Raw genomic sequence first — 24,401 nt, forward strand, 5'->3', positions numbered from 1 at the left:
TGAATGATATAGAAAAATAAAATCACACATCACACATTCAAGATATGGAGGGTAATCCCATGAAAAAACGTACACTGATCTCATTGTTATTAATTCTCGTCATTGTGATTTCCGGCTGCAGTGTAAAAACGAAAACCGAATCACAGGCGGAGACCGCACCATCAGACACAACAGAAACTGCACAAAAACCGGCAGACATTGAGCTACTTGCCATGAGTTCTTCCGAAAATGACGTGAATATTATCCGCGACCAGCTGACCAAAAACGGCTTCAATGTGAAGCTGAACCTGCAACCAGATTACGGCAGCTTCAAATCCCAGCAGGATGCAGGAAATTATGACATTGCCTTGTCCAGCTGGACAACGGTAACGGGAAATCCCGATTATGCCGTACGTTCTCTTTTCAAAACAGGTGGAGATTACAGTATCCTCGCAGATGGGGAGATTGATAAGCTCATCGATCAGGCAGCTACCCAAACACCAGACGAATACAAAGACACGTACAAACAATTGGAAGATCGCTTGGTAACGGATCAGGCTTATATCGCACCTCTGTATATTTCCCTGAAAAGTCAGGCTGTGAACAAAGACATTCTGAATGTCGAAACCGTCCGTCTCTCCAAATCCCGCGCGATGGCTTGGGAACCAATTGAGTTCAAGGACAGCTCCAAAAATGCCAAAGATCCGTTGATTCTGACGCAAAGCGCATCCGTACTGACTTCCCTTGATCCAATCAAAGGAAACGACGGTTCCATCAACCAGTTGAACACCAATATGTATGTACGTCTCGTTAACCTGACGGATGACGATCAGCTGACAGCAGAAGGATCACTGTCCCATAATTTCAGCATTGCTGAAGGTAATTCGGACTATTACTTCATTCTCAGAGACGACATCAACTTTGCGAAGATTGATAACAAAAAAGCGGTAGATACAGGCGAACGTGTGGGTGCAGATGATGTCATCTTCTCCCTGGATCGTGCGAAAAACAAAGATTCCGTTCCAGATCACCGGACATACAGTCTGCATGAACACATCAAAGAAGCTGAAGTTGTAACGGATCTGAGTGCATTGCAATCCATTAAACAATCCAGTGGTAACGGCACAATCCTCGAAGCATTAGAACAAGGACTGGGCAGCAAAATTACAGAACTCGTAACTGACAAAACCAAAGCAGATAATAGTGCAGGTAAATATCAGGTCGTTAAACTGACAACAACGGAACCTTTCCCACAAGTACTGAACTACCTGGCTCACCAATCTGCCGGGATCGTGTCCAAAAAACAGGTGGAGAGCATCAACACTTATGATGTAGCTTCCTTTGACGTCAACAAAGATATTCCTTACGGTGATCAGAACACGGTGACTGAAGGCGCATCATACAATAACACGCTGTATACTAGCGGACCTTATATTTTATCTTATAAAAATGACTATGAAGCTGTATTCTTGCAAAATCCGGGATACCGCAAAGGCACTGAATATGCACCGAAAATTGCTCAGGTCAATGTCCGGTTCATCGCGGATGCAGACAGCGCCCTCTCTGCTCTTCGCAGCAGTGAAATTCATTTATACTACGGTGTGCCTGAAACCAAGTATGACATCATCAAAAATGACAGCAAATTGCATCTGCAAAGCATTCCGAGCAACGCCGTTTCTTATCTCTTGTTCAACACGGCCAACCGTGATGTGGCCAAGAATAGTGATTTGAGAAAAGCCGTACTGTACTCCATTAATCAGGATGAAATTTTGAGTTTCTACAAGAATAACAAACTCAAAGCATACTCCACAGTAAGCCCGCTCGTTCCGACCGGGAATGAATTGAAAGCTGATCCTGCAAAAGTAAAAGAATTCTTGAGCAACTATAACGCCTCCAAATAAACGTATACCAAAAAGGCTGTCACTGGATCATCTACCGATCCTGGTGACAGCCTTTTTATTCTTCCAGCACACGGCAATCTGCCAGAACATCGGGGTAATTTCGCATGCTGTCCGCTTCTGTGATTTTGCGAATAACTCTGCACGGTACGCCTGCTGCAAATGAATGCGGTGGAATATCACGAGTCACGACACTCCCTGCTCCAATGACACATCCATCTCCAATGGTTACGCCTCCGCACACCGTGACGTTCGCCGAGATCCATACATCGTTTCCAATCGTGACAGGTTTGGCATAACATAGCGACTTCACATCACCGTTCTGATCCACCATCTGTCTCCGCTCACGGGCAATCATGGGGTGAACAGGAGTGACAATCGTAACGTTGGGTCCAAAACTGGTATAGTCCCCAATCGTCACTTGCGCATCGTCTTGTATCGTCAGATTGTAATTACCGAAGAAGTGATCGCCTATCCGGGTATGCACACCATAATGAAAGAAGATGGGGCCTTGCAGGAATCCACCTTCACCGATCTGCCCCAGCAGCTGTTGCAATATCTGATCCCTTTCCTCCGTCTGTTCCTCAAAGGTCTGACTGTAACGCTGACTGAGATTATGGGCCCGCCTTTTGATGGTCTTTAATTCCGAATCACTTGGACTAAACAATATGCCCTTCATGATTCTCTCTTCTTCACGCATCATGAATCCTCCTCAACACGAGTTAGCTTATCAAATAAAAGCCACAGACATGGCCTGTGAGGTTATACAGCTTCTGATAGAATGCTTGATTTCAACGCCTGAAGAACCATTCCCCTTAACCCAGCATCAAAATCATGTTGAAACGAGTCCTGATGTACGATCTCGGGCAATGACGGCATGGGATGCTGCTCCAAGTACTGTTTCCACGCCAAGTCCAGTTCTTCTCTCTCCACACGTTCCTGATAAATGACAATCTGGTGCGGGGCAAAGACGGCATTGATCGTTTGCAGAATATGACATACCTGCACTACAAAGTCGTCTTTGCTCATGTCACGTTTCCAATCTGGTGAATAAGGAAGATACTTAACCTCACCAAACATCCCGTTTTTCCCGCGGATCATCTGTCCATTCAACATCATGCCCATACCCGGCGGGTATCGGTTCGGAAAATAAATTCCTGCTACACTCTGTTCCTTCAGATCAGCATGTTGTGCACAGTACCCGCTAATCGCTGCATTCACATCATTCTCCACGAGAACTTTCAGCTGGAACTTGCTCTCGATCTCCCGTATCAGATGGGAATGGATAAGCTCTTCATGACTGCTCACCGTGATGTCCCCGTCCACGGCTTGTCCTGGAATTCCGATGCCAATCATATCAATGGAGGGGTACTCCGCAACGAAACGTGCAATAAGTTGCAGCACATGTTGTTTATCAAAAGCAGGCAGGATGCTCTCTTCCTTCAACACAACCTTATTCTCCAGATTCATGACCGTTGCCGAAATCAACTCCTGGCCTTTCATCTCTTTGATGTAAAGAACCAAAGCAAGCTTGAAATTATAATTATATCGATATGCCTGAGCAGGACGACCGCCATTCGAGGGAACCACTTTATCCTGGAACAACTCTCCGCCATCACATAATTCCTGGATCAACGCATTGATGGTAACCACACTAAGATTAGTTAATTTAGCTAATTGCGGTTTGGTTGCCGTCTCGATCTGCTGCATGACTTCACGCACATTATTCAAATTGATGTATTTCATCATTGTAGCATTGGCTTTTTTCATAACCCTCTCGTTTCCACTCTGGTTCAATGGAGCCAAAGCAATGGTATGGATGTCATTTCACTCCATATCATAGCACAACATAATACCTTACTCGAACACATGAGTTCCATCGTGCCGGGACGGATCGAAATCAGAAGAGCAGCTCTGTTCACTCAAACAAATCATCCATCGATTTCACAGGCTTCACTTCAATTGGCTGTTTTGACAAGGCCATATTTGCATAGGTACCAGCCCAAATTATAATTGCCATAATAACGTATACCATCCATGCACACCTCCCTGTTTCCTGCAAATTATGACTTTGCGATACTCATACATATGCTTATTCCTTATTAATAAATACACTTTATAAAGTTTATTACGTAAGTATGCAAGGATATCAGTTCTTTGTCAACTACAACAACACGTTTCCGCTCAATGCCCATAACAAATAGCCGCCGAAAGAATCATTCAACGATTCTTTCGGCAGCTGTTTGTTCCATATACAAGTAGTTTATTTCGAATATGTTCGCTGTACAGCAGGCAATAAAGTCACAACTTGAATACCCACTCCCCATGCAAAATAGACCAAGTGAATGATAGAGACATCCTGAATCCAATACACCTGCGCCATAATCCAGATGATGAGGGCAAACCCCGTGTACAAGGAAAAAGTCCAAGCCCAGTAGCGGTCAGGATAGAGATTCAACCTCTCACCCGGCGCCCAAGGTGTATAGCGGATGAGTGCAATAGCAATCATTATAGGCATCACACCAAGAACCAGCAATAGGATGATTCCCGGAAACAAAAAACTGGAAAACGGAGAATTCAGCAACAAAGATTCAGGCAAATTCACCATATTTCCAGTTGGGTCGATGATTAAAATGCTTCCTCCAACGATCGCCCCAATTCCCAGAATTCCATGCATCAAAATGAGTAACCACGATCTGCCTTCACTCTGCTTCATCATGAATTTCTCCTTTCTTCCTCTCGTTTCTCAACCTCATACAGTCATTCATAGAAGGATGATGATCAAACCCTCTAGTACCATTCTCACACATGCCGTGCATTGTTCCTGTGCTTCTTTTCACTATATTGGTCTCGAAAATCACTCATAATGGTAAAACTTGATAAAAGAACGTACGTTCGGTATAATGGAGTTATCCTGAATAAGCGAGAGGCAGATATGGACGACAAATTTATTAAAGAATTACGCGAGATTAGTCGGGATGACAGACGAAGATCGGAATTTATGATTCAAGGTTTGAAGGAGACACTTCAAGAACGCAAAGAAGAAGGTGTACTCAAACGCTGGATACGGCGTAAGAAAACGGAGAAGAAAATCTCTCAAAGATTTAATCAAGATCCTCACTCGGATCAAAAGTAACAACATAAAAAAGGAGGCGTATTACGCCTCCCATGCTACTTACATATGTGGATCAGTTAATCTAGTTAGTACCTGATTGATCTATTAGTGCGCGTTCAAAACGGTCGGTTTTCAATACCAAGAAGATGGAATGATGCTTGGATCTACCCCGTTTCACGGCAGAATGGCAAAGGATCGAACCGGGAAGCCGGAGGCTTTCTCCGCCTTGGGTACAATATTGAAGATGACCGCGCCTTTAGCTGGCACCTGATCCAGATTCGTTAACAGCTCAACCTGGTATGTATCCTGAGCAAGCACATAATATTCTGCCAGGAGTGCCCCATTCTTCTGATAATCTACGGCTGAATCTGTGTCAAAGGTTTCGTGCCCAATAGCCTTTATTTTTCGTTCCTCAAATAAGAACATAAGTGCACTCACCGACCATCCAGGTGCATGACTGTTGCCCTCATCATCCTTGTTATCAAATGCTTCATGACTCGGCCAACGTTTGCTCCAATCCGTACGTAAAGCTACGAAGCTTCCTGCTTCAATCATGCCATGTTCTCTTTCAAATTCATGAATATGCTCTACATCCAGTGTAAAATCTGGGTTATTCGCCACTTCGGCTGACTGGTCAATGACGATAAGCGGGAGCACAAGTTCCTTCAAACCTAGTTCATCCAGATACCGGGTATCCCGAACAAAGTGAATCGGCGCATCAAGATGTGTACCGTATTGACCGGGGAACTTGAAGCTCTGAGCAAAGAAACCTTGATCGTGATTAAACAGCGTATCAAATTGGGCTTCTTCAAAAGCTGAGAAATGTGGAGATTCCGGTCCAAATGTATGGGTCAGATCCACCCACTTCTTTTCTTTTAACAATTGAATAGCTTGAATGAGTTCGTTGGACATCCATATCACCTCATGCACAGAATGGAATAAATTTCTCCTATTATATCCTATTGCACCAGAAAATAAATGATAGATTAATCTCTGAGGTGAAATTAATGTCTAAGCTGGATAACATGTTGGCCATCCTATGGCTGCTTAACTCAGGCCGAAAAATTACAGCCAATCAAATATCTGAAAAATTAGAAATGAATGTACGAACCGTTTACCGTTATATGGATGCACTTTGCGCCAGTGGTGTACCGATAATATCTGACACGGGTCATCATGGCGGGTATACTCTCTTGAATCAATTCATTAAAAGTCCTCTTCTTTTGGATGTAGGAGAGAAAACGACATTACTTCATGCTGCCATATTCGCCAAAGAAGCTGGGTATTTTTTAGGAGAGGCATTAGATAGCGCAACTTCAAAGCTTATGATGCACTCCAATCAAGAACAGGAGAATATGATTAAGCAACAATTTGAAGGGGTTGAAGTGATCGGTTCCCTTGGGAAGCCAAGAATAGAGCCCAGTACTGAGATCATATTAAAGACATTAGAGCAAAGTGTACTCCAAAAGTCGTCTGTAGAAATCGATTACCTAACCAGTCACGAAGAGCAATCCAAGTGTAGAATCGTGGACCCCTATGGAATGATCTATTGGAATCATCATTGGTATGTTATAGCCTTTTGTCATTTTCGGAATGAAATTCGCAGTTTTAGAGTGGATCGAATCATTCGTGCTAACCAGACAGAAATGACGTTCAACCGACCACCACTTTTTTCGGCAAGTGAATTTTTTAGGAGCAGCCTCCTTCCAGAAGCACAAAATCCGACATCATTTATTCCTCTGGTGCTTACAGGTAAATCAAGCACACTGGATGGCCTGTGCCTGCATTGGTTTTTGGGACATCATCTCCAAGAACGGACTACTGAAAAAGCAACATTCTCACTCGACAAAGAAGACATCCTTCAATATGTTCCTATCCTGCTTTTACCCTATGGCAGATCTGTTCAAGTCATTGAACCTATAAGTTTGAAGCAAAGAATGGTGGAAGTTCTGCATGACCTCATTGATTATTATCAAGTTTAAAAACTTTACTGACGGTAAATGTCAGTGAAGTTTTTTTATAATACAAGAGTAATCCATTCAATCATGAATAACAAAAGGGGTGTGTATGATGCAAAAGAAGAACATATATCTTTATGTATTTAATACGATGTCAGACTGGGAGGTAGGTTATTTAACTGCTGAACTGAACTCGGGAAGATATTTTAAAAAAGATATTGAGCCTTTACAGGTCGTGACTGTAGGTGTGGATAAACATCCGGTAACTACCATGGGCGGATTGAATATCCTTCCCCATATTTCTATTGATGAATGTACGTTGAAAGGTAACGACGTCATCATTCTTCCAGGAGGAAACACCTGGATGGACACCATCCATGATCCCCTATTGAAAAAAGTTACTGACGCTATAGAAAAAGGTACGGTTGTCGCAGCAATTTGTGGTGCCACAGTTAGACTCGCAAAGATCGGGTTACTGGACTCCATACAGCATACAAGCAATGATCTGGAATACCTGAAGATGATATGTCCAGATTATACCGGAGAAACATATTATCAAACGGAGCCAGCAGTAACCGATGGAAATGTAGTTACTGCATCTGGAATAGCTCCGTTAGAATTCACGATGCATGTACTGAAGAAGCTAGATGTCTTCGCACCAGAAACATTACAGGCCTGGTACAATCTGTATCGGACTCAAGAGTCAACATACTTCTATGAGTTAATGAACTCTATTGCACCTGAATGACGAGTTTCCCACGCGTATGATGGGTTTCGCTTTTCTCATGTGCTTCCCTTACTCCCTGCTCAGTTAACGGGTAGGTTCCATCAATAACCGATTTGAGTTTGCCTTCCGCAGCCAGTTCAGCCAACTGATCCAGTTGATCCCCTTTGGGCTCCATCATGAAAACATTGGCCGTTACTCCAGCTTCCTTGGCAAGCTTCTCATCCGGTTGTTCCACCAAGGATACCAGATGCCCGCCGGACTTCAACACCTTGAAGCTGCCGCGCTGAATATCACCACCCATGGTGTCCAATACAACATCATAACCGGAGAGAATCTCTGAGAAATCTTCTTTTTTATAGTTGATAAAATGATCCACACCCAACGAGCGAAGTAACCCCTCGTTTGAATCACTGGACGTTGAAGCCACTTCAGCGCCGAGGGACTTGGCAATCTGAATGGCATACGTTCCCACACCACCTGCACCAGCATGGATGAGTACCTTCTGCCCTTTGGCTAAACGTCCATGATCCACAAGGGCTTGCCAAGCCGTCATCGCAGCCAGCGGGATTGCGGCTGCTTCCTCGAAGCTCAAACTCTCCGGTATACGGGCAATAATGTCTGCATCGACGGCAACATATTCTGCATAAGTTCCGAATTGGCGCGGACGTGCAAATACCCGGTCACCTTCTCTGAACCGCGTGACATTCGAGCCTACTTCAGCCACAGTCCCCGCAACATCGCCGCCCAGAATTAACGGAAAATTCCCTGCTGCTTCTTTCATATCACCTTGTCTGATTTTGAAATCCACCGGATTGACCGACGTGGCATGGGTTCGGATCAGCACCTGATTCACTCCACATGCTGGCTTGGCTACTTCTTGTTCCTTCAATTGTTCCGCTCCACCAAATTCCTCAATCACAATTGCTTTCATTAGAGATCCCAGCCTTTCCATTGCATTATCGTTATACTCTCTCTCCCTTCATTACCCTTTCCCAGCATTCACTTGACCTATTCATTCAAAAAATCACAGCAATCTGGGATTCACTATCCAGTTCAACAATCGTGATATAATGTCGATTATCGATTATGTTATACCTTAATCCAATACCTAATCCAATACTTGAACAAGCGAGGTAACGATATGGAAGTTGAAGTGAGTACATTACATGCATTTTCGGACAAGGCTCTTGGCGGAAATCCCGCAGGTGTTGTTTTACATGCAGCGCATTTGTCTGAATCTCAGATGCAGGAGATTGCCAGACAAGTCGGTTTTTCAGAGACTGCATTTGTTATGCCGTCGGATCAGGCTGATTTCAAAGTGCGTTATTTCACCCCAAATAATGAAGTCGATCTATGTGGACATGCCACAATTGCTTTATTTTATCTAATGAAGACACAGCAGCTCGTTAATGTTGGTACATATACACTGGAGACACTGGCCGGAATTCTTAAAGTCGATATCGCAGTCAATGGAGAAGTCTATCTGTCTCAAACGTTGCCGGAGTTTGGCGAGATCGTGGATCGACAGCAGGTTGCTGATTCGTTACGTATTTCTATGGAGGATTTGCATCCCGAGCTACCTGTACAGATTGTGTCTACCGGGCTACCCGATATCATGATAGCCGTTAAAGATGTTGATGTTCTGACCAAAATCGATCCTGACTTCCAGCGTATCACGGAAATAAGCAAGGCTCATCATGCCATAGGTTATCACGTGTTTACACTCGAATCAGATGTTATGGACGTTCTGACCGAATGTCGTAATTTTGCACCACTGTATGATATACCGGAAGAGAGTGCAACGGGTACCTCCAATGGTGCCATGCTCTGTTATTTACACCATTACAACCAGCTTACAGATCCTCATCATCTCACGTATACGATCAGACAAGGGTACACCATGAACCGCCCCTCCGAAATCCGAGCCAGATTAACTTTGGACAGCTCCAATGAAATTACACAGATTCAGGTTGGAGGCCGTGCAATTCATATCAAAAACATTCAAATTCACCTCCCTTAATGGGAGGTGTTTTCCGTACTTAGGATATGTAAACTATCTTATGCGAAGCAGCGTAGTAGCCTGGCTTGTGGTCATCATTGAATTTGTTGTAAAAATCGTAATACCGCTACCTCCAACTGGTTCAGTCCTGGCTGCTCTATAGGAAAATGCCCTGCACCCTCCAAAATGATGCATTCCTTATCGACCACCAGTCGATCAAAAAAAGATTGGCTGAACCTGATTGGTGTCATGGGGTCCAGTTCAGGGTGAACTAACAGGACCGGACACTGGTTGAACTGTTCCGGGCTTACCTCCGGTTTTTTATTAAGGAATGTTCTTAATAATTCCAACGGAATACGTGTAGCTGCCGCTTGTGGATCATCCATAATAAGCCGGGTTAAGTCCTTGTTATTAGTAATCAGTTTCATTCGGGATACCTGTTTGACCGAAATACGTACATGATCCAGCAGACCAGGGAACAGATCCATCATCCGTTTTCCCGCCCGGCTCACCAGACGATTCGGTGCAAGCTGATCACGCATTTCTTGATTACTCGTGTCTACAAATGTAGTTGCGATCAAACCCTTAACACGCTTGCTGCGTGCACTGGTGTGATAGGCAAGCATCCCTCCGATGCTACTTCCCAATACAACGATGGGCTTGCCATCTTTTTTGTGTTCCCGTTCGATGAGTGAAACAAGTAACTCTATCCAAAGTTCGTAGTTAATACGTGTACCAGACTTTGCGTAACTTAATCCATACGGCGGAAGATCTGGCGATACCACCTCGTATCCATGTCGCTGCAACATACGAGCATACGGAGCGAGCAACCTGCCATTGCCTCCCGCACCATGAATGAATAGAATTTTGATTGAAGACTCCGGCGCAGGTAAACGATCGATATGCAGATGAACCCCATTTGACTCCCACCATTCTTCCTCAGGAGCTCTATGCTCCCCTAACCTCACTTCTTCCGGGAAAAAGGCCTGATACTGTTTCCAATAGGGATGTGTTGTCTGATATGAAGGCAAACTTTTTTTCATACGGTACATTCTCCTCTTTTCGTATACAAAAAAAGCCGTACAGTGTACGACTTTTCGTTAAGAATACGTCAATAAACATACTTCTTTTTATAACACCTTCCATATATCTGTCAATCGGGAAACTGTACATTTCCCGGTACGATGTATGCACCACCTGACCCATCATTAGGCAGAGCCGGGATCGTGTCATTTAATACCTGACCGCGAATATCGGTAATACGAACGTTTAGTTTTTCTTTGCCCAATCCGGTTCCGAGGAAATGATTATAGTCCTGCTTTTCAAGATTGAGCCACGTACCATCCTTCTGTTTCACTTCGAACTTCAACACCGGATACTTATGGTTGCGGACCTGAATGGCTGCCCACCACTGACTGCTGCCTTCCTTGATCCGATAGGAGACGTTGCCTTGAATTGGGGCTCTGACCACGTTCCAGCTGATATTGATTTTGCCTGCCTTTGGGTCACCGATCAGGTTAAAAGCATTCGGTGAGAGATCCAGCGCTCCGCTGGCGCCCTCTGGATAGAGGTCTGTTACATAGACGGTTGTTTTGCCTTTAGGACCCTGCACCTCGAGATAGGCTCCCGCTAAAGCGGCTTTGACACCGTTATAATTGAGTTGGAACGGATTAAGTGCAGTAATCTTCATGTCCGCCGGGATGGGATCAAGCAACACCGCACCTCCTGAGTAACCTGAGCCCGTATACGTCGCGTAACCCTGATATGTATCGTTCCACGCAGCAGATGCAGGTAGAGCAAATAATACGAGACTGAGCAAAATCCCTGTACTGGCCCATTTTAACCGTTGAAATCTACTTTTCTTGTTCATGAGCTATTCCCCCTCTACGTTCTCAGTTTAAAAGTACGTTCAACTGCTAGATTTAAATATAACATTATTTTACATAATAACTTTTTATTTTCAATCCATTTCAGCCAAATCGCATCCAAAGTCCTGCCTGTGGACTTGAACATTCATGACCACGCACAAGATATGGATACATACCATAAATTGATGGAAGAGGTATAATAACAAGGCTGTAATGATGGGTTCCCAGTAATAAAAAACGCCACACCCCGGAGTAATTTCGCTCTCCGAATGGTGTGACGCCTATTAAACACTACGGTCAGAATACCCGGTCTCTCCAAGGACAGCCAGCGTTTGACTCAACCCGTTTCCCTTCGTTTCATCCGCTTCCTTAGTCGCTCATACGATGCGTAAATCCGCGGAGATTCTTTTGTCAAGATAGGCCCCAGCACAGCCAGAATTAACACATACAATACGGCAAACGATTGGATGGATGCCATCAGCCCTCCGGCCTTGCCAATATTCGCCATGATAATGGAGAATTCGCCCCGGGAGACCAGGGTAAAGCCCACATTCAACGAGGCCTTAGGGCTCATTCCAGCCAATCTGCCAGCGATCATGCCTGCACCATAATTACTGGCGATCGTCAGAATAACGGCAATGATCGTCATGCCAATCGCTCCGCCAAGTGAAGAAGGCTCGATGGTCAGACCAAAACTGAAGAAGAAAATGGCACCAAAAAAATCTTTGAAAGGCATGATCTGGTGCTCAATCCGACTGACATGTCTTGATTCGCCCAGCACAAGACCCATCATCAATGCTCCAATGGCTTCCGCTACATGCAATGTCTCCGAGAAACCAGCCACCAGGAAGAGCAGTGTCATGACGGTAAGCAGGAACAACTCTGATGACTTGATATTCAGTGCCTTATCAATATATTTGATGCTTTTCCTGCCAATAATCAGGAACAGCACAATAAACAGCAGGGCAGACAGCGATACCAGCAGAACACTTAAGAATGAAGTTGCCCCGCTGAGCACAAGCCCGGTCAGGATGGAGATATGAATCGCGATGAACAAGTCATCGAACATGATCATGCCCATAATAATCTCTGTTTCAGGGTTTGCTGTGCGTTTCAGATCAACGAGCACTTTGGCTACAATGGCTGTAGAAGAGCTCGTCATGATCCCACAGACAACGAGAGTCTCCTGAAGGGGCAGATCCATGAACCACCCCAACAGTAATCCAGAGACAAAATTAAGCCCTACATAGAACATGCCTCCGGTCAGAATGGCTTTACCAGACTTTAATAGACGGGAGACCGAGAACTCCAGACCCAGGTAAAATAGCAAAAACAAAATTCCAAGCCTGCCCATAAATTCAATAAAGGTCGAACTTTCGATAAAACGCAAGTCCACTATGCCAATCTGTGGTGCATGTGGTCCAACAGCCATACCAATCAGAATATAGAAAGGAATGACCGAAAATCGTAATCGTGAAGATATCAGCCCAGTAAGTGTAATCAGCGCAACGGCAATTCCCACTTCGAATATGAGCATATCCATAGGCTAAGTCCGTCCATCAGTCAACAATTGTTTGAGGTGTTTAATCTGATTCCGTTCACCGGCAACGACAATTGTAGCTCCCGCGGTAAAAGCATAATCCGGACCTGGATTAAAATGCTTCTCCTTATCCTTGGTCACCACAGCAAGAATAACAGCGCCCGTAGCCTGACGGATATCCAGTTCACCAATCGTCATGCCTACGCTTGCTGCGTGAGGTTCAATTCGTAGCCATTCGATTAACAACCCTTCAAGCATCACTTCACGCTCATCTTGAAACTTCGGTTTATAGGTCATACCACCAACGATGGCGGCTACCGCCCGGGCTTCATCATCGTCCAGAGTGACAAGAGATACCATATCACCCACCTCTTCAGGTGTATCCCCTGACTCCATATGGAACAGGTCACGCCTTTCGTCGTTATGAATCACAATGACCAAGTGCTCACCACTACGGGTATGCAGCCAGTATTTACGTCCAATCCCTGGTAAGTCTGTTTCTTTAAAGTGCATGATCTGCACCTCCTAAAGCCGACTCGTTCAAGGTTTCGCCCCGCAGTTCAATCCCGGTGATGCGTATCCTCATGGAACCTGATGGTGTATGAACAGACCTAACTTCCCCTTTACTACCAAGCAGTAATTGACTCCCTACTGGAGAGAGGAAGGAAATACGACCTTCATCCGGATCCGTATCTTCTGGCATGACAATCATGAATGAATCTGACGTATGAAAATCGATATATTCGAAATCAATATGACTGCCGATCAATACAGCCGAGTCCAGATCTTCATCAGGACCCAGGAGCAGTTTTTCTACATACTCTGTATAAGCCAGCAGTTGTTTTTCCATTTGTATTCGCTCTGGATCACGCACGTCGAAATAGGCGTCGAGAAATGTTCTTTTCTCTTCACCGAATGTAAATAGCTGGCTCACCAGCTTCTCTCTGCAATTATGGCGGGAAGTCCTATGGTTCATAATAGATTTCACCCCCTATACAAGCCTTGTTCTCCATGTTGATTGGCATGTTTCTCTTCATCATCTTGTTGTCCTCCTTCTGATTGTTAAAAGGCCCCGGGATACGAGACCTTCTTACCATCTTACCAAAACTAATATTTTAATCCAGTATATTCGTCTAACTTGCTTTTATATTATCATTTGTGGTCATATCTTCCATTTAATAACTTAATTCTTCACATCATGTGGTAGATCCATAGAACATTTTAATTACTGCATAAAAAACATTTTATGGTTTTTTATCTCGTATTTTTATTTGCTTTACTGTATATTTAACTACAAACTTTTATTCAATTTATGCAAATAAGCATCTACAGACTTTAACACAATAAAGGAGTGCATCGAAAAAGTGTCCACGATAACAAAAGAAACTACAGAGTCCGTTCAAGTTACTGCCGCAGAATATGTTCATTCCGTCTATGAGTCGGTTGTCGCCAGAAATCCGCACGAAGATGAGTTCCATCAAGCTGTCAAAGAAATTCTGGATTCCCTTATTCCTGTTATTGAAGCACACCCGAAATATCGGAACCATAGTCTGCTGGAACAGCTGGTCGAACCCGAGCGTGTAATCACATTCCGTGTCCCATGGGTAGATGATCAGGGCAAAGTTCAGGTTAACCGTGGATTCCGGGTGCAATTCAACAGTGCCATCGGTCCTTACAAAGGCGGACTTCGCTTCCACCCTTCTGTATACTCGGGCATCATCAAGTTCCTTGGCTTCGAACAGATCTTCAAAAATGCGTTGACCGGTCTGCCTATTGGCGGTGGTAAAGGCGGTTCTGACTTCGATCCCAAAGGAAAATCGGATCTGGAAGTTATGCGTTTCACGCAAAGCTTCATGACAGAACTGTACAAATATATCGGTTCCGATACCGATGTACCGGCAGGTGACATTGGTGTAGGCGCAAGGGAAATCGGTTACATGTTCGGCCAATACAAACGTATCCATGGTGGGCATGAAGCAGGCGTCTTGACAGGAAAAGGTCTGCTGTACGGAGGAAGCTTGGCACGCAAGGAAGCCACTGGCTTCGGCTGTGTGTACTTCGTGAAGGAGATGCTGCAATCCAAAGACCTCAGCTTCCAAGACAGCACAGTCGTTGTCTCTGGCTCTGGTAATGTATCCATCTATGCTATTCAGAAAGCCCAGGAGCTTGGAGCCAAAGTCGTGGCATGCAGTGACTCAGGTGGCTACATACACGATCCACAAGGCATCAACCTGGATACCGTGAAACGTCTGAAAGAGGTTGATCGTCTTCGCATCAGCGAATACATCAAAGAACATCCGCATGCTACATATACCGAAGGCTGTGAAGGAATCTGGTCTATCCCTTGTGATATCGCTCTTCCATGTGCGACGCAAAATGAGATCGATGAAGAAGCTGCTGCCCTTCTGGTCAAAGGTGGCGTGAAGGCCATTGGCGAAGGTGCAAATATGCCTTCCACCCTGGCTGCGATTGACGTCTTCCACGGCGCAGGCGTGCTGTTTGGTCCAGCCAAAGCGGCTAATGCTGGTGGTGTAGCCGTGTCTGCTCTTGAAATGTCACAGAACAGCATGCGGTTGTCCTGGTCATTTGAAGAAGTAGACGCCAAGCTTCATGACATCATGAAGAACATCTACAACAGTTGTGTAGAAGCTGCTGAAGAGTATGGCTGTGAAGGCAACCTCGTAGCCGGAGCGAATATCGCTGGTTTCCTTAAGGTAGCCGATTCCATGATCGCTCAAGGTGTAGTTTAATTTGAATACGTGATTCTCCACGATTAAAAGGCGTTCCCATCTTATTCTTATTTGGGAAACGCCTTTTTTTCATTGTCTTTAATTGCTCTAATCGCAGGGCAATGGTAAAGTGGTACTGACGTAATTTCATCTTTTTGTACTATTAAAGGAAGTGTTTACATTGTCTAACCAACCATTTGCCAGCACTGCGAGTCCTCATCTGAGCGCAGACTGCGAGCAATGTTTTGGCCTGTGCTGTGTTGCCTTACCATACGGCAAGTCATCTGACTTTGCTTTTGATAAGGCCAGCGGCACACCCTGTCCCAATCTGCGCACGGACAATCGCTGCGGTATCCATACCCAGCTTCGGCAGAAAGGGTTCAAAGGCTGTACCGTATACGACTGTTTCGGAGCTGGACAGAAGCTGTCCCAAGTGACCTACGCGGGTAAGGATTGGCGTGATCATCCGGAGTCTGCAAAGGAGATGTTTGATTGTCTGCCTGCCTTGCGACAACTTCACGAGTTGCTCAGTTATATAAAGGAAATGATGATGAGACCGGAGACGTCATCCCTTCACTCGGCATTTGGTGAGTTATATGAGGAGATCGAACGCTTGAGCAATCTGGAGCCTGCTGCCCTCCTCCGTCTGGACATCACCCATTATCGTTCCTCGGTGAATCAACTCTTGGTTCAGGCCAGTGAAATGGTACGCGCGAATGTGCCACCCGCGGCTCATGGACAAGGGAAGTCGAAGAAGAGTAAAAAACGTAGCGGAAGTGACTTTTTTGGTGCCAACTTAAAAGGAGCTGACCTGCGGAGCGCAAGCTTCCGGGGGGCTTTAATGATCGCAGCCAATCTCCAAAATGCAGATATACGAAATGCTGATTGGATCGGTGCAGACTTGCGGGATACGGATCTGGGCGGTGCAGACCTGAGAGGTGGCATCTTCCTGACGCAATCGCAGATTAATGCAGCCAAAGGTAATGTGAATACCAAGTTACCTGATCATCTCAACATTCCCTCACACTGGGTGTAGCAAAAACAAAAAAAACAGCTCGGCCTGGATATCCAGGGACGAGCTGTTTGTTATTGAAACGAACTACAGGAACGAAGCAGAATTATAACAAGTCGCGACGAAGATCTTCAGCCGATTTCGGGGACAGGTGACCCAGCGGAATATCAAATACCGTTTTTGCACCCTTATGTCCTTCCACGCTCAAACGTTGTGCGGCTCTCGCATACGCTACAAGTACACTCGCTGTAAATTCAGGATTGCTGTCGAGTTTCAGACCGAATTCAATAATTTGCTTTTGACCGGCACCTGTAACCCCACTGCGAATTACAAATCCACCATGCGGCATACCTTCATGCTCGGATTTCAATTCTTCTTCGGTAATGAACGTTACAGTTGTATCGTAATCTGCAAAGTAGTTAGGCATCGACACAATCGTCTCACGGATCTCATCCTGATTAGCACCATCTTCAGCTACCACATAACATTGACGAAGATGTTTCTCACGTGTAGACAGCTCTGGTGTTTCTCCTGCACGAATGCGGTTGATAACCTCTTCAACAGGAACCGTATACTGCACACCCGCTTTAACACCTGGAACACGACGAATCGCATCCGAGTGACCTTGGCTCACACCTTTGCCCCAGAACGTGTACTCTTTTCCTTCTGGCAGAATGGACTGTGCAAGAAGACGGTTCATCGAGAACAAGCCTGGGTCCCAACCTGTGGAAATGACACTTACATGACCGCCTTGCTCTGCCGCAGCATTCACTTCCTTATAGAATTCAGGAATCTTGGCATGTGTATCGAAGCTGTCTACCGTATTGAACAACTTGGCGATGGCTGGTGTCTGCTCCGGAAGGTCCGTTGCCGAGCCACCACAGAGGATCATAACATCGATCTTGCCTATGTATTGCTCCGCTGCAGAGATATGCTCAAAACGAACTTCTGTGCTTTCAGCGACCATCTGCTCCGGATTACGACGTGTAAACACAGCAATCAGTTCAAGATCCTCGTTCTGGGAAATGGCTTTCTCTACACCTTTACCCAAGTTACCGTAACCAACAATACCCACTCTAATCATGTTCAATCCTCTCCTGTCTTCTTCTATAGTTGTCTATTACTCTATTATAAAGATATAACATACCATGTAACCTGTCAGGTTTCCAGTTCGAAATAAAAATACCTTGCAGCGGTGCAGCAATAATGCGGCTCCGTATGCAAGGTATTATGGCGTTCATTCATTATTTTAGGAAGAAAGAAAGCAGGAACCAACAATAGCCCTTATCTCGTGCTTATGATTCTGTCCAGGTCAACGTCAGTTCAATGACGCCTTCCTGTCCCGCATCCGTCAACTTTTTGGGAAGACCGCCATCATCACCGGTGCTGCACAGGCTAATACATAATTCCTTTTCTTCACCATCCATTACCACTCCTTCTTCTTCGTTTTATGTGCTAATCACGTTCAAACGACTGGATTACAGGCACCGCATGAACGTTATTCTTGACCCATATCACAGATACAGATAATACACTTAAAGACAATAGACAGCTGGCTACCAGTATGGACAGGAATCGGGTGATCACTCTAAACTTTTTCATCCAGCCCTCCTCCTCATCCTGTTCATCATGTGTTTGTGGGATCATCTTACTCATAGGTCACTCGACGTTGGCACTAATTTCATGATTTCGGCAGCGACAATATCCGGCTGACTGTTATGAATATAATGCTCGGCGTCAGGAACAAGTTGCTGGTTTCCTTGTTTTGACCATGAAGCAAATTTTGCTTGATCTGCTTGCCATGCCCGACTCCCCTCACTTGGTTGATCTGATCCGGCCGTCAGGATTGTCAGAGGAAAAGAAAACTGCTTTTTGTTCTCCAGCACACGTGATGCATTGATCTTGGAGTGACGCATCTCATCCATTACGTTATCATTGTAAGCATGCTTCAATGTAGAGATAGTGGCGGCTTTTTTCATTGGCGTAGAAACCAACTTCGGGTCGATGACCAGCGTTGCCATCATCCGATCCGAATGAAGCAGTGTACGCGCTACGCCTGTTTTCACCAGGAATCGAGCTGAAGCAAAATACCATTCGGGCGTATCCATCTCCACCGTACTGTAATATTCAGGACTGCCTCCATCGATCATGACTATGCCAGCCACCTCATCAGGATACCTTTGCGCAAACCGGAGTGTCTCCAGCGAACCCAGAGAGTGAGCAACCATGATGTATGGTGGACGTTGCCCGGATGTTCGCAGCAATTGGTGGATCTCATCCGAGATGGTATCGACATCACGAGGTTCATCCGTATAGTCGCTGTATCCGTAACCAAATCGATCGTATACCGCAATTTTCACCTTTGATTTCAACTTGTCATACAACGGACTGAAATCCACGTACGGATTGGGTGTACCCCAGCCTGAGGCAAAAACCACCGTAACTTCTCCTCTGCCAGCGGTGTAGAGATGCATGTTGCGACCACTCACTTCATAATACTTGCCCGGCGGGGGATAGGACTTCATATCCTGCGTGGATTGATACGCTTCATACGCTGTACCTGCCAGCAGCAAAAGTCCTGTGGCAAACATCATGCCTCCCAGCACCTTTAACCCTCTCCGTAACCCCTTCTTCATCTTCTCTACCCCTTATTCCCAAGGTTCATCTATATATGTATGCTTCAATCGTACCCAAGAAATAGCGGGATTGAAACAATCCCGAGTCCAGTCCTTTCCCCAACCAAAGTCCAGTCTCATTCCCCTACCCGTGACGCAAAAAAACTGCAAATCTCCCCTTCAGGAAACTTGCAGTTCATCTATACTTTGTATTCTAGGCTTCATAACACAATCTATCTCACGCTGATCCTTACCTATAGTTGCAATGTAAGACCCACCGGGCAATGATCACTGCCCATCACATGGCAGTCGATATGTGCATCAGCCACCCTAGGTGCCAATTGATTGGATACGAGAAAATAATCAATGCGCCAGCCCACGTTCCGTTCTCTGACTTTCGGCATATAAGACCACCAGCTGTACACATCCGTACGATCCGGATACAGATGGCGGAAGCTGTCCACATACCCGGAAGCAAGCAAATCGGTCATCTTGCCACGCTCTTCAAGGGTAAAGCCGGAATTGCCCAGATTGGGCTTCGGATTCTTCAGATCGATCTCCTGATGAGCCACATTCAGGTCACCACAGACGATAACCGGCTTGGTTTGCTCCAGTTGCAGAATATAAGCCCGGAATCGGTCCTCCCATTCCAGACGGTAGGGCAGCCGGGTGAGATCCCGCTTGGCATTTGGTGTATACACGTTCACCAGATAAAACTCATCGTACTCCAGCGTAATCATCCGCCCTTCCGGCTCGCTGTCCTCCTCCATCCCGTAACGAACGGATACAGGCTTGATTCGGCTAAATACAGCCGTCCCGGAATATCCTTTTTTGATCGCATAATTCCAATATTGATAAACATCTTCCCCCAGGTCCATCTCAATCTGTCCAGCTTGTAATTTGGTCTCCTGAAGGCAGAAAATATCCGCCTGACTCTCCTGATAATAATCCATGAATCCTTTCGTCACACATGCCCTTAAGCCATTCACATTCCAGGACACCAGCTTCATATCCTCATCTCCTCACATCTCTCCAATATAGCACGGACGAATTCGAGGGGACAAGGTTCACGACCTGGAAATGAGATGAAGTTCGCCTATATTTCGCTTCGTAACTTGGAGAACACCGCAAGGTCAATATATCTGCCTTTCTCGAACTCATGCTGTCGAAGTACGCCTTCCTTCTGAAAACCCAGCTTGTGTAACAGGCGAATTGACGCCTTGTTCTCAGGTTCGACCTTCGCTTCGATCTTATTGAGCTGCAAGCTCATGAATCCAAAATGCAGCACAGCATGGGCCACTTCCGTCATCACACCGCGGCCCCAGAAAGCCGAACGCAAGTCGTATCCGATCTCAGCACGGTTATGTACATCTTCATAGTTCAGGAACCCACAGGTTCCGATCACTTTACGAGTTTCACGGTCTTCAATCATCCAGCGTAAACCTGTGTGTTCCTTGAAAATCTTCGTATACCAGTTCATCTCACCCTGTGCATCCTCCACGGATTCAAAGGGAGTGAATGGCATATATTGAACCACAGCTTCATCGGAATATAACGCCACCAGATCATGGCTGTCCTCAGTCTCTGCCGACCGGAGGATGAATCGTTCTGTATGAATTAATGGAAATAAATCAAATGTAAATTGCTCACTCATGCTTGGTCTCCTCTGCAACATTCATTATAGAAGTCCATTTTACTACACTTGCCTTCATCAAGCTTTTACTATTAATATGTTCTATTAAGGCATTACTGTATAAAAGGGTACATAGGAGAGGACGTGCTATTATCACACAATCATATGACGTTATTATCGTTGGAGCCGGCTCCATGGGTATGAGTGCTGGGTATTATCTATCGCGCAGTGGATGCAAAACTTTATTAATTGATGCCTTTGATCCTCCGCATACGGAAGGAAGTCATCACGGAGATACCAGACTAATGCGCCATGTGTACAGTGGTGGGCCTGACTATATTGCCATGGCACTGCTTGCGCAGAAGTTATGGCACGAGCTGGAGGAAACGACTGGAGACCAACTTTTTGTTCCTTCTGGTGTATTGAATGTGGTCGATCCGGAAATTCATTCCTTCCGCAACCGATTGAGCCATGCAGATGATGCAGGCATTCGTTATGAAACCTTGCACGCAGCCGAGGTGATGAAACGCTGGCCAGGTATTACAGTACCTGAACATTACGAGGGCATGTATGAACCTGATGCGGGTTATCTGTATAGTGAACCCTGTATTCGTGCCTTTCGCAAAGCAGCCGAGGCTCATGGCGCCACCTTGTTAACTAACACTCGTGTGGAGCATATCGAATACGGGCCACATTCCGTGGCAGTTCAGACTTCAGGCGGTGAGACATACTACGCGAATCAAATCATTCTAAGCGCTGGTGCCTGGTTTCAGACGTTGAAACCTTTTGTGGATCTCCCGATTCAGGCAGTGCGTAAAACGGTTGGATGGTTTGATGCACCAGAAGAGTTGTATGGCAAGGCACATTTCCCCGGTTTTACATTGGCAGGAAAAGAAGGTACATATTATGGATTTCCAAGCATTGGCGGATCAGGTCTAAAGATGGGTCGTCATGATACAGGCCAGGTGTGGACACCAGGAAGTACAATGGCTCCTTTTGGTACGGAAGAAACGGACGAGGGTGATCTGCGCAGGCTGCTCGAACTTCATATGCCTCAGGCAGCTGGAGAATTGAAACGTGGTAGTGTGTGCAAGTATGAATTCACTTCGGATGAAGATTTTATTATCGACCGACACCCTGCCCATGAACGTGTATGGCTCGCAGGCGGTTTCTCCGGTCACGGCTTCAAGTTCGCAAGTGCCATTGGACAGATTCTATCCGAATTGGTGCAATCGGGGCACACGGATCAGGATATTAGCAGGTTCGCCCTATCCCGTTTTCGTTAAGTAACAGCCGGGTGGATGATTATATGTATGTCTAAAATAGCTACTTTCCTTGAGGGTGCAGTGTTGCTTAGAGCACTGCACCTCCAAGAAAGAAGGACACGCAATGACGTTTAATTCATGCGTACACACACTAATTAACTTTGACTAACCTCCATTGCTGATTGGCTCCGCCATTGTCGGCCCACTGAATGGTGGAGGCGCCCGCGGTCAGAGAACCTTGATTGATGTCAACCGTCAGACCACTGTTCCGATTCGCAAGTACCACATATCCTCCCACATCAATTGGCAGCCATTGCTGATTGTTGCCCCCGTTATCCTGCCACTGAATCAGAGCGGCTCCGCCTTGTGTAGAACCCGAATTCACGTCTAATAAAAGGCCACTGCCTACATTGCGGATGTTGTAATATCCGTTGCCTGTAGACTCCAGCTTCCACTGCTGGTTGGCTGCTCCATTATCATTCCATTGAATGATTGTTGCCCCGCCCGTAGAAGAAGCACCGTTAACATCAAGTGCAAGTCCACTGTTACGGTTGATTAATTTGTAGATGGCCCCGGCTTCATACCCCGTGCTACCATTGTAAGTTGCACCGGAAATGACGTAGGTTGTGACCGAGTTGGCCTTGGCTGTAGCGGTAAAGGTTTTATTTTGCACGGAAATATTGGTCAGTTGCTGCAACTTCTCCGTTGAAGAGGTCCGATGTACTTGAGCAGATGTGCCTGTGTTCGTAAAACGACTGAGATCATAGGTTACCGTTGTATCCGTCGATTCCGAATTGGTTGTAACCAGTACCACTTTGCCAGAAGCTGCATCATAGGCTGCAAGGGTATTGGCATCACTCATGCCGATAATCTTGTATCCAGGACGTATAAATTTGCTGTAATTGCCCATGACATAATATTTTTGGTTCACGGTGTAACTGGACGTCTGCGTATTGTTCAACACGTTCTTGAAAAATCCCCATCCGTCGGCACTATCCACGGCTTGCCAATACACCCATCCACTTGCGCCCATATTGCGAATATCCTTGAGAATGGTACGTGACATCGTAAGTCCACTTGCATCCCCATCGCCATATTCCGAGGTCCACAGATGTTTGCCCGCAGACGTCGCTGTGTTGCGTAAAGCAGTACGATTGCTTCCGCCATACGTATGGGTGTTGATCTGAGTGATCGCTGATTTAACCGCATTGCTGTAGCTGTTAAACGACACATTGGTATCATCAATACTGTATTCTTCCGGTGCGCTCAGCTTCGTGGACAGGCCCTTCGTATTCAACGAAGCTTGTACCTGACTCAGAATGGTGTTCTGATCCGCCCGGTCGAAGTGCATACCCTCCTGATCATTCCCCTGTTTCCACCACGTCGAGATCGGTTCATTGAGCGGAGTTACACTATCAAATGTGATCCCCCAGTTATCCCGAAAATGCTTCACAACCTCGGTTAAATAATCGGCAAAATCATCGTAGTAATCAGGCTTGAGGTTATTACCTCCATTGGCCGAACCGGATACATTGCCACTGATCGTCATCCAGTAAGGTGCGGAATTCGCAAAAGCTTCGATGATATTCACGCCTTGAGCTTTGGCAGCCTGCAGCATATATCGTTGGTTTGCATCTGCATTCCAATCATACACGCCTGGAGAAGGCTGGTAACCAGGAACGGCTTTGCGATATTCAAGGACATTGGATGATGGATTATCCCCGCCTCCAATGTTGTACCGCAGGATGTTCAGCCCCAGTCCGGTATTTGCATTGAACATTTTCTCCACATACTCATCCCGATTGGAATATTCTCCAACCACTTTGCCCCACCACGCGAGGGATGTTCCCCAGCCTTCCATCGTCTGATATTGCTTGGATGGATCGGCAACTGCCGTGTATGCTCCTGCAGCAGATACCTCTGTGCCCAGACCCAAACCGCCTGTTAGCAGACTTCCTGCCAGCAGCAGCGAGCTCATTCGTTTTAACCACTTCATCCGCTTCACTCCTTATGATTTACACTTGCACTCCGATGTCAGAACAACTTTCCGATCACTGTTATCC

25 protein-coding genes are annotated in these 24,401 nt (G+C 45.8%); 8 read left to right on the plus strand and 17 right to left on the minus strand.

Annotation, left to right across the window (positions count from 1 at the left end; translation table 11 throughout):
- Positions 1–59: 59 nt before the first annotated feature.
- The gene (locus NKT06_RS23280) at positions 60–1,880 is read left to right on the plus strand and encodes an ABC transporter substrate-binding protein (protein WP_253439692.1); all 1,821 of its coding nucleotides are present in this window, start codon (positions 60–62) and stop codon (positions 1,878–1,880) included.
- 55 nt (positions 1,881–1,935) lie between these two features.
- Here NKT06_RS23280 and NKT06_RS23285 read toward each other — a convergent pair whose 3' ends face one another.
- The 3 genes from NKT06_RS23285 to NKT06_RS23295 all read right to left on the minus strand — a co-directional run bounded on the left by NKT06_RS23285 (position 1,936) and on the right by NKT06_RS23295 (position 4,596).
- Complete coding sequence (locus NKT06_RS23285; RefSeq protein ID WP_253439694.1) at positions 1,936–2,580, minus strand: sugar O-acetyltransferase; 645 nt, start codon at positions 2,578–2,580, stop codon at positions 1,936–1,938.
- 59 nt (positions 2,581–2,639) lie between these two features.
- Positions 2,640–3,647, minus strand: a complete 1,008-nt coding sequence (locus tag NKT06_RS23290; protein WP_253439696.1) for an ROK family protein — start codon at positions 3,645–3,647, stop codon at positions 2,640–2,642.
- A 493-nt stretch (positions 3,648–4,140) separates the two neighbouring features.
- Positions 4,141–4,596: a hypothetical protein gene (locus tag NKT06_RS23295; RefSeq protein WP_253439698.1), complete on the minus strand. Its 456-nt coding sequence runs from the start codon at positions 4,594–4,596 to the stop codon at positions 4,141–4,143.
- A gap of 216 nt (positions 4,597–4,812) precedes the next feature.
- On the opposite strand from NKT06_RS23295, the gene NKT06_RS23300 reads away from it, so the two are divergent.
- Positions 4,813–5,013, plus strand: a complete 201-nt coding sequence (locus NKT06_RS23300) for a hypothetical protein (protein ID WP_253439700.1) — start codon at positions 4,813–4,815, stop codon at positions 5,011–5,013.
- A 153-nt stretch (positions 5,014–5,166) separates the two neighbouring features.
- On the opposite strand, the gene NKT06_RS23305 is transcribed toward NKT06_RS23300, so the two are convergent.
- On the minus strand, positions 5,167–5,904 hold the full coding sequence (locus tag NKT06_RS23305; RefSeq protein ID WP_253439702.1) for a cyclase family protein: 738 nt from the start codon (positions 5,902–5,904) through the stop codon (positions 5,167–5,169).
- Between the two features lie 95 nt (positions 5,905–5,999).
- Here NKT06_RS23305 and NKT06_RS23310 point away from each other — a divergent pair, with 95 nt between their 5' ends.
- Positions 6,000–6,974 (plus strand): helix-turn-helix transcriptional regulator, encoded by a 975-nt coding sequence (locus tag NKT06_RS23310; protein ID WP_253439704.1) that lies wholly within the window; start codon positions 6,000–6,002, stop codon positions 6,972–6,974.
- Between the two features lie 88 nt (positions 6,975–7,062).
- Positions 7,063–7,698 carry a type 1 glutamine amidotransferase family protein gene (locus NKT06_RS23315; RefSeq protein ID WP_253442733.1) on the plus strand — a complete coding sequence of 212 codons (636 nt, stop codon included), beginning with the start codon at positions 7,063–7,065 and terminating at the stop codon, positions 7,696–7,698.
- On the opposite strand, the gene NKT06_RS23320 is transcribed toward NKT06_RS23315, so the two are convergent.
- On the minus strand, positions 7,682–8,608 hold the full coding sequence (locus tag NKT06_RS23320) for an NADP-dependent oxidoreductase (RefSeq protein WP_253439706.1): 927 nt from the start codon (positions 8,606–8,608) through the stop codon (positions 7,682–7,684). The two genes, NKT06_RS23315 and NKT06_RS23320, sit on opposite strands and share 17 nt — an antisense overlap.
- A 210-nt stretch (positions 8,609–8,818) precedes the next feature.
- Between NKT06_RS23320 and NKT06_RS23325 the strand changes: the two genes are divergently transcribed.
- Positions 8,819–9,697, plus strand: coding sequence for a PhzF family phenazine biosynthesis protein (locus NKT06_RS23325; protein ID WP_253439708.1), 879 nt, complete (start codon positions 8,819–8,821; stop codon positions 9,695–9,697).
- 74 nt (positions 9,698–9,771) lie between these two features.
- Here NKT06_RS23325 and NKT06_RS23330 read toward each other — a convergent pair whose 3' ends face one another.
- The 5 genes from NKT06_RS23330 to NKT06_RS23350 all read right to left on the minus strand — a co-directional run bounded on the left by NKT06_RS23330 (position 9,772) and on the right by NKT06_RS23350 (position 14,060).
- On the minus strand, positions 9,772–10,719 hold the full coding sequence (locus NKT06_RS23330; protein ID WP_253439710.1) for an alpha/beta hydrolase: 948 nt from the start codon (positions 10,717–10,719) through the stop codon (positions 9,772–9,774).
- Between the two features lie 110 nt (positions 10,720–10,829).
- Positions 10,830–11,546: an expansin ExlX gene (gene exlX, locus NKT06_RS23335; protein WP_253439712.1), complete on the minus strand. Its 717-nt coding sequence runs from the start codon at positions 11,544–11,546 to the stop codon at positions 10,830–10,832.
- A 335-nt stretch (positions 11,547–11,881) separates the two neighbouring features.
- Entirely contained in the window at positions 11,882–13,087 is a 1,206-nt protein-coding gene (locus NKT06_RS23340; RefSeq protein WP_253439713.1) for a cation:proton antiporter, read from the minus strand.
- Positions 13,088–13,090: 3 nt separating this feature from the next.
- Positions 13,091–13,597 (minus strand): cation:proton antiporter regulatory subunit, encoded by a 507-nt coding sequence (locus NKT06_RS23345; protein ID WP_036617317.1) that lies wholly within the window; start codon positions 13,595–13,597, stop codon positions 13,091–13,093.
- Positions 13,587–14,060 (minus strand): GreA/GreB family elongation factor, encoded by a 474-nt coding sequence (locus NKT06_RS23350; protein WP_253439715.1) that lies wholly within the window; start codon positions 14,058–14,060, stop codon positions 13,587–13,589. Before NKT06_RS23350 ends, NKT06_RS23345 begins: the two co-directional genes overlap by 11 nt.
- 388 nt (positions 14,061–14,448) lie before the next feature.
- On the opposite strand from NKT06_RS23350, the gene gdhA reads away from it, so the two are divergent.
- Both gdhA and NKT06_RS23360 read left to right on the plus strand, forming a co-directional pair.
- Positions 14,449–15,834, plus strand: a complete 1,386-nt coding sequence (gdhA, locus tag NKT06_RS23355) for an NADP-specific glutamate dehydrogenase (RefSeq protein ID WP_253439717.1) — start codon at positions 14,449–14,451, stop codon at positions 15,832–15,834.
- 160 nt (positions 15,835–15,994) lie between these two features.
- Positions 15,995–16,849 carry a pentapeptide repeat-containing protein gene (locus tag NKT06_RS23360; RefSeq protein WP_253439719.1) on the plus strand — a complete coding sequence of 285 codons (855 nt, stop codon included), beginning with the start codon at positions 15,995–15,997 and terminating at the stop codon, positions 16,847–16,849.
- A gap of 82 nt (positions 16,850–16,931) precedes the next feature.
- Here the strand turns inward: NKT06_RS23360 and NKT06_RS23365 are convergent, their stop codons facing one another.
- From NKT06_RS23365 to NKT06_RS23385, 6 genes are all read right to left on the minus strand, one after another.
- Entirely contained in the window at positions 16,932–17,909 is a 978-nt protein-coding gene (locus tag NKT06_RS23365) for a diaminopimelate dehydrogenase (RefSeq protein ID WP_405170367.1), read from the minus strand.
- A gap of 211 nt (positions 17,910–18,120) precedes the next feature.
- Positions 18,121–18,252, minus strand: coding sequence for a hypothetical protein (locus NKT06_RS31740; RefSeq protein WP_301290109.1), 132 nt, complete (start codon positions 18,250–18,252; stop codon positions 18,121–18,123).
- Between the two features lie 28 nt (positions 18,253–18,280).
- Positions 18,281–18,427 carry a hypothetical protein gene (locus NKT06_RS23370; RefSeq protein ID WP_165980244.1) on the minus strand — a complete coding sequence of 49 codons (147 nt, stop codon included), beginning with the start codon at positions 18,425–18,427 and terminating at the stop codon, positions 18,281–18,283.
- Between the two features lie 50 nt (positions 18,428–18,477).
- Positions 18,478–19,461, minus strand: a complete 984-nt coding sequence (locus NKT06_RS23375; protein ID WP_253439721.1) for an alpha/beta hydrolase — start codon at positions 19,459–19,461, stop codon at positions 18,478–18,480.
- A gap of 233 nt (positions 19,462–19,694) precedes the next feature.
- Positions 19,695–20,450, minus strand: coding sequence for an exodeoxyribonuclease III (locus tag NKT06_RS23380; protein ID WP_253439723.1), 756 nt, complete (start codon positions 20,448–20,450; stop codon positions 19,695–19,697).
- An 86-nt stretch (positions 20,451–20,536) separates the two neighbouring features.
- Positions 20,537–21,094 carry a GNAT family N-acetyltransferase gene (locus NKT06_RS23385; RefSeq protein ID WP_253439725.1) on the minus strand — a complete coding sequence of 186 codons (558 nt, stop codon included), beginning with the start codon at positions 21,092–21,094 and terminating at the stop codon, positions 20,537–20,539.
- A gap of 131 nt (positions 21,095–21,225) precedes the next feature.
- On the opposite strand from NKT06_RS23385, the gene solA reads away from it, so the two are divergent.
- On the plus strand, positions 21,226–22,359 hold the full coding sequence (gene solA, locus NKT06_RS23390) for an N-methyl-L-tryptophan oxidase (RefSeq protein WP_367399902.1): 1,134 nt from the start codon (positions 21,226–21,228) through the stop codon (positions 22,357–22,359).
- A gap of 130 nt (positions 22,360–22,489) precedes the next feature.
- Here solA and NKT06_RS23395 read toward each other — a convergent pair whose 3' ends face one another.
- Positions 22,490–24,334: an RICIN domain-containing protein gene (locus NKT06_RS23395; RefSeq protein ID WP_253439729.1), complete on the minus strand. Its 1,845-nt coding sequence runs from the start codon at positions 24,332–24,334 to the stop codon at positions 22,490–22,492.
- Positions 24,335–24,401: the final 67 nt, after the last annotated feature.

The organism is Paenibacillus sp. 1781tsa1 (assembly GCF_024159265.1).
GTDB lineage: Bacteria > Bacillota > Bacilli > Paenibacillales > Paenibacillaceae > Paenibacillus.

Excerpts from the sequence above, each read along its gene's own strand:
- NKT06_RS23280 (WP_253439692.1), top strand. The coding sequence starts at position 60 with ATGAAAAAACGTACACTGATCTCATTGTTATTAATTCTCGTCATTGTG.
- NKT06_RS23285 (WP_253439694.1), bottom strand. The coding sequence starts at position 2,580 with ATGATGCGTGAAGAAGAGAGAATCATGAAGGGCATATTGTTTAGTCCA.
- NKT06_RS23290 (WP_253439696.1), bottom strand. The coding sequence starts at position 3,647 with ATGAAAAAAGCCAATGCTACAATGATGAAATACATCAATTTGAATAAT.
- NKT06_RS23295 (WP_253439698.1), bottom strand. The coding sequence starts at position 4,596 with ATGATGAAGCAGAGTGAAGGCAGATCGTGGTTACTCATTTTGATGCAT.
- NKT06_RS23300 (WP_253439700.1), top strand. The coding sequence starts at position 4,813 with ATGGACGACAAATTTATTAAAGAATTACGCGAGATTAGTCGGGATGAC.
- NKT06_RS23305 (WP_253439702.1), bottom strand. The coding sequence starts at position 5,904 with ATGTCCAACGAACTCATTCAAGCTATTCAATTGTTAAAAGAAAAGAAG.
- NKT06_RS23310 (WP_253439704.1), top strand. The coding sequence starts at position 6,000 with ATGTCTAAGCTGGATAACATGTTGGCCATCCTATGGCTGCTTAACTCA.
- NKT06_RS23315 (WP_253442733.1), top strand. The coding sequence starts at position 7,063 with ATGCAAAAGAAGAACATATATCTTTATGTATTTAATACGATGTCAGAC.
- NKT06_RS23320 (WP_253439706.1), bottom strand. The coding sequence starts at position 8,608 with ATGAAAGCAATTGTGATTGAGGAATTTGGTGGAGCGGAACAATTGAAG.
- NKT06_RS23325 (WP_253439708.1), top strand. The coding sequence starts at position 8,819 with ATGGAAGTTGAAGTGAGTACATTACATGCATTTTCGGACAAGGCTCTT.
- NKT06_RS23330 (WP_253439710.1), bottom strand. The coding sequence starts at position 10,719 with ATGAAAAAAAGTTTGCCTTCATATCAGACAACACATCCCTATTGGAAA.
- exlX (WP_253439712.1), bottom strand. The coding sequence starts at position 11,546 with ATGAACAAGAAAAGTAGATTTCAACGGTTAAAATGGGCCAGTACAGGG.
- NKT06_RS23340 (WP_253439713.1), bottom strand. The coding sequence starts at position 13,087 with ATGGATATGCTCATATTCGAAGTGGGAATTGCCGTTGCGCTGATTACA.
- NKT06_RS23345 (WP_036617317.1), bottom strand. The coding sequence starts at position 13,597 with ATGCACTTTAAAGAAACAGACTTACCAGGGATTGGACGTAAATACTGG.
- NKT06_RS23350 (WP_253439715.1), bottom strand. The coding sequence starts at position 14,060 with ATGAACCATAGGACTTCCCGCCATAATTGCAGAGAGAAGCTGGTGAGC.
- NKT06_RS23365 (WP_405170367.1), bottom strand. The coding sequence starts at position 17,909 with ATGATTAGAGTGGGTATTGTTGGTTACGGTAACTTGGGTAAAGGTGTA.
- NKT06_RS31740 (WP_301290109.1), bottom strand. The coding sequence starts at position 18,252 with ATGGATGGTGAAGAAAAGGAATTATGTATTAGCCTGTGCAGCACCGGT.
- NKT06_RS23370 (WP_165980244.1), bottom strand. The coding sequence starts at position 18,427 with ATGAAAAAGTTTAGAGTGATCACCCGATTCCTGTCCATACTGGTAGCC.
- NKT06_RS23375 (WP_253439721.1), bottom strand. The coding sequence starts at position 19,461 with ATGAAGAAGGGGTTACGGAGAGGGTTAAAGGTGCTGGGAGGCATGATG.
- NKT06_RS23380 (WP_253439723.1), bottom strand. The coding sequence starts at position 20,450 with ATGAAGCTGGTGTCCTGGAATGTGAATGGCTTAAGGGCATGTGTGACG.
- NKT06_RS23385 (WP_253439725.1), bottom strand. The coding sequence starts at position 21,094 with ATGAGTGAGCAATTTACATTTGATTTATTTCCATTAATTCATACAGAA.
- NKT06_RS23395 (WP_253439729.1), bottom strand. The coding sequence starts at position 24,334 with ATGAAGTGGTTAAAACGAATGAGCTCGCTGCTGCTGGCAGGAAGTCTG.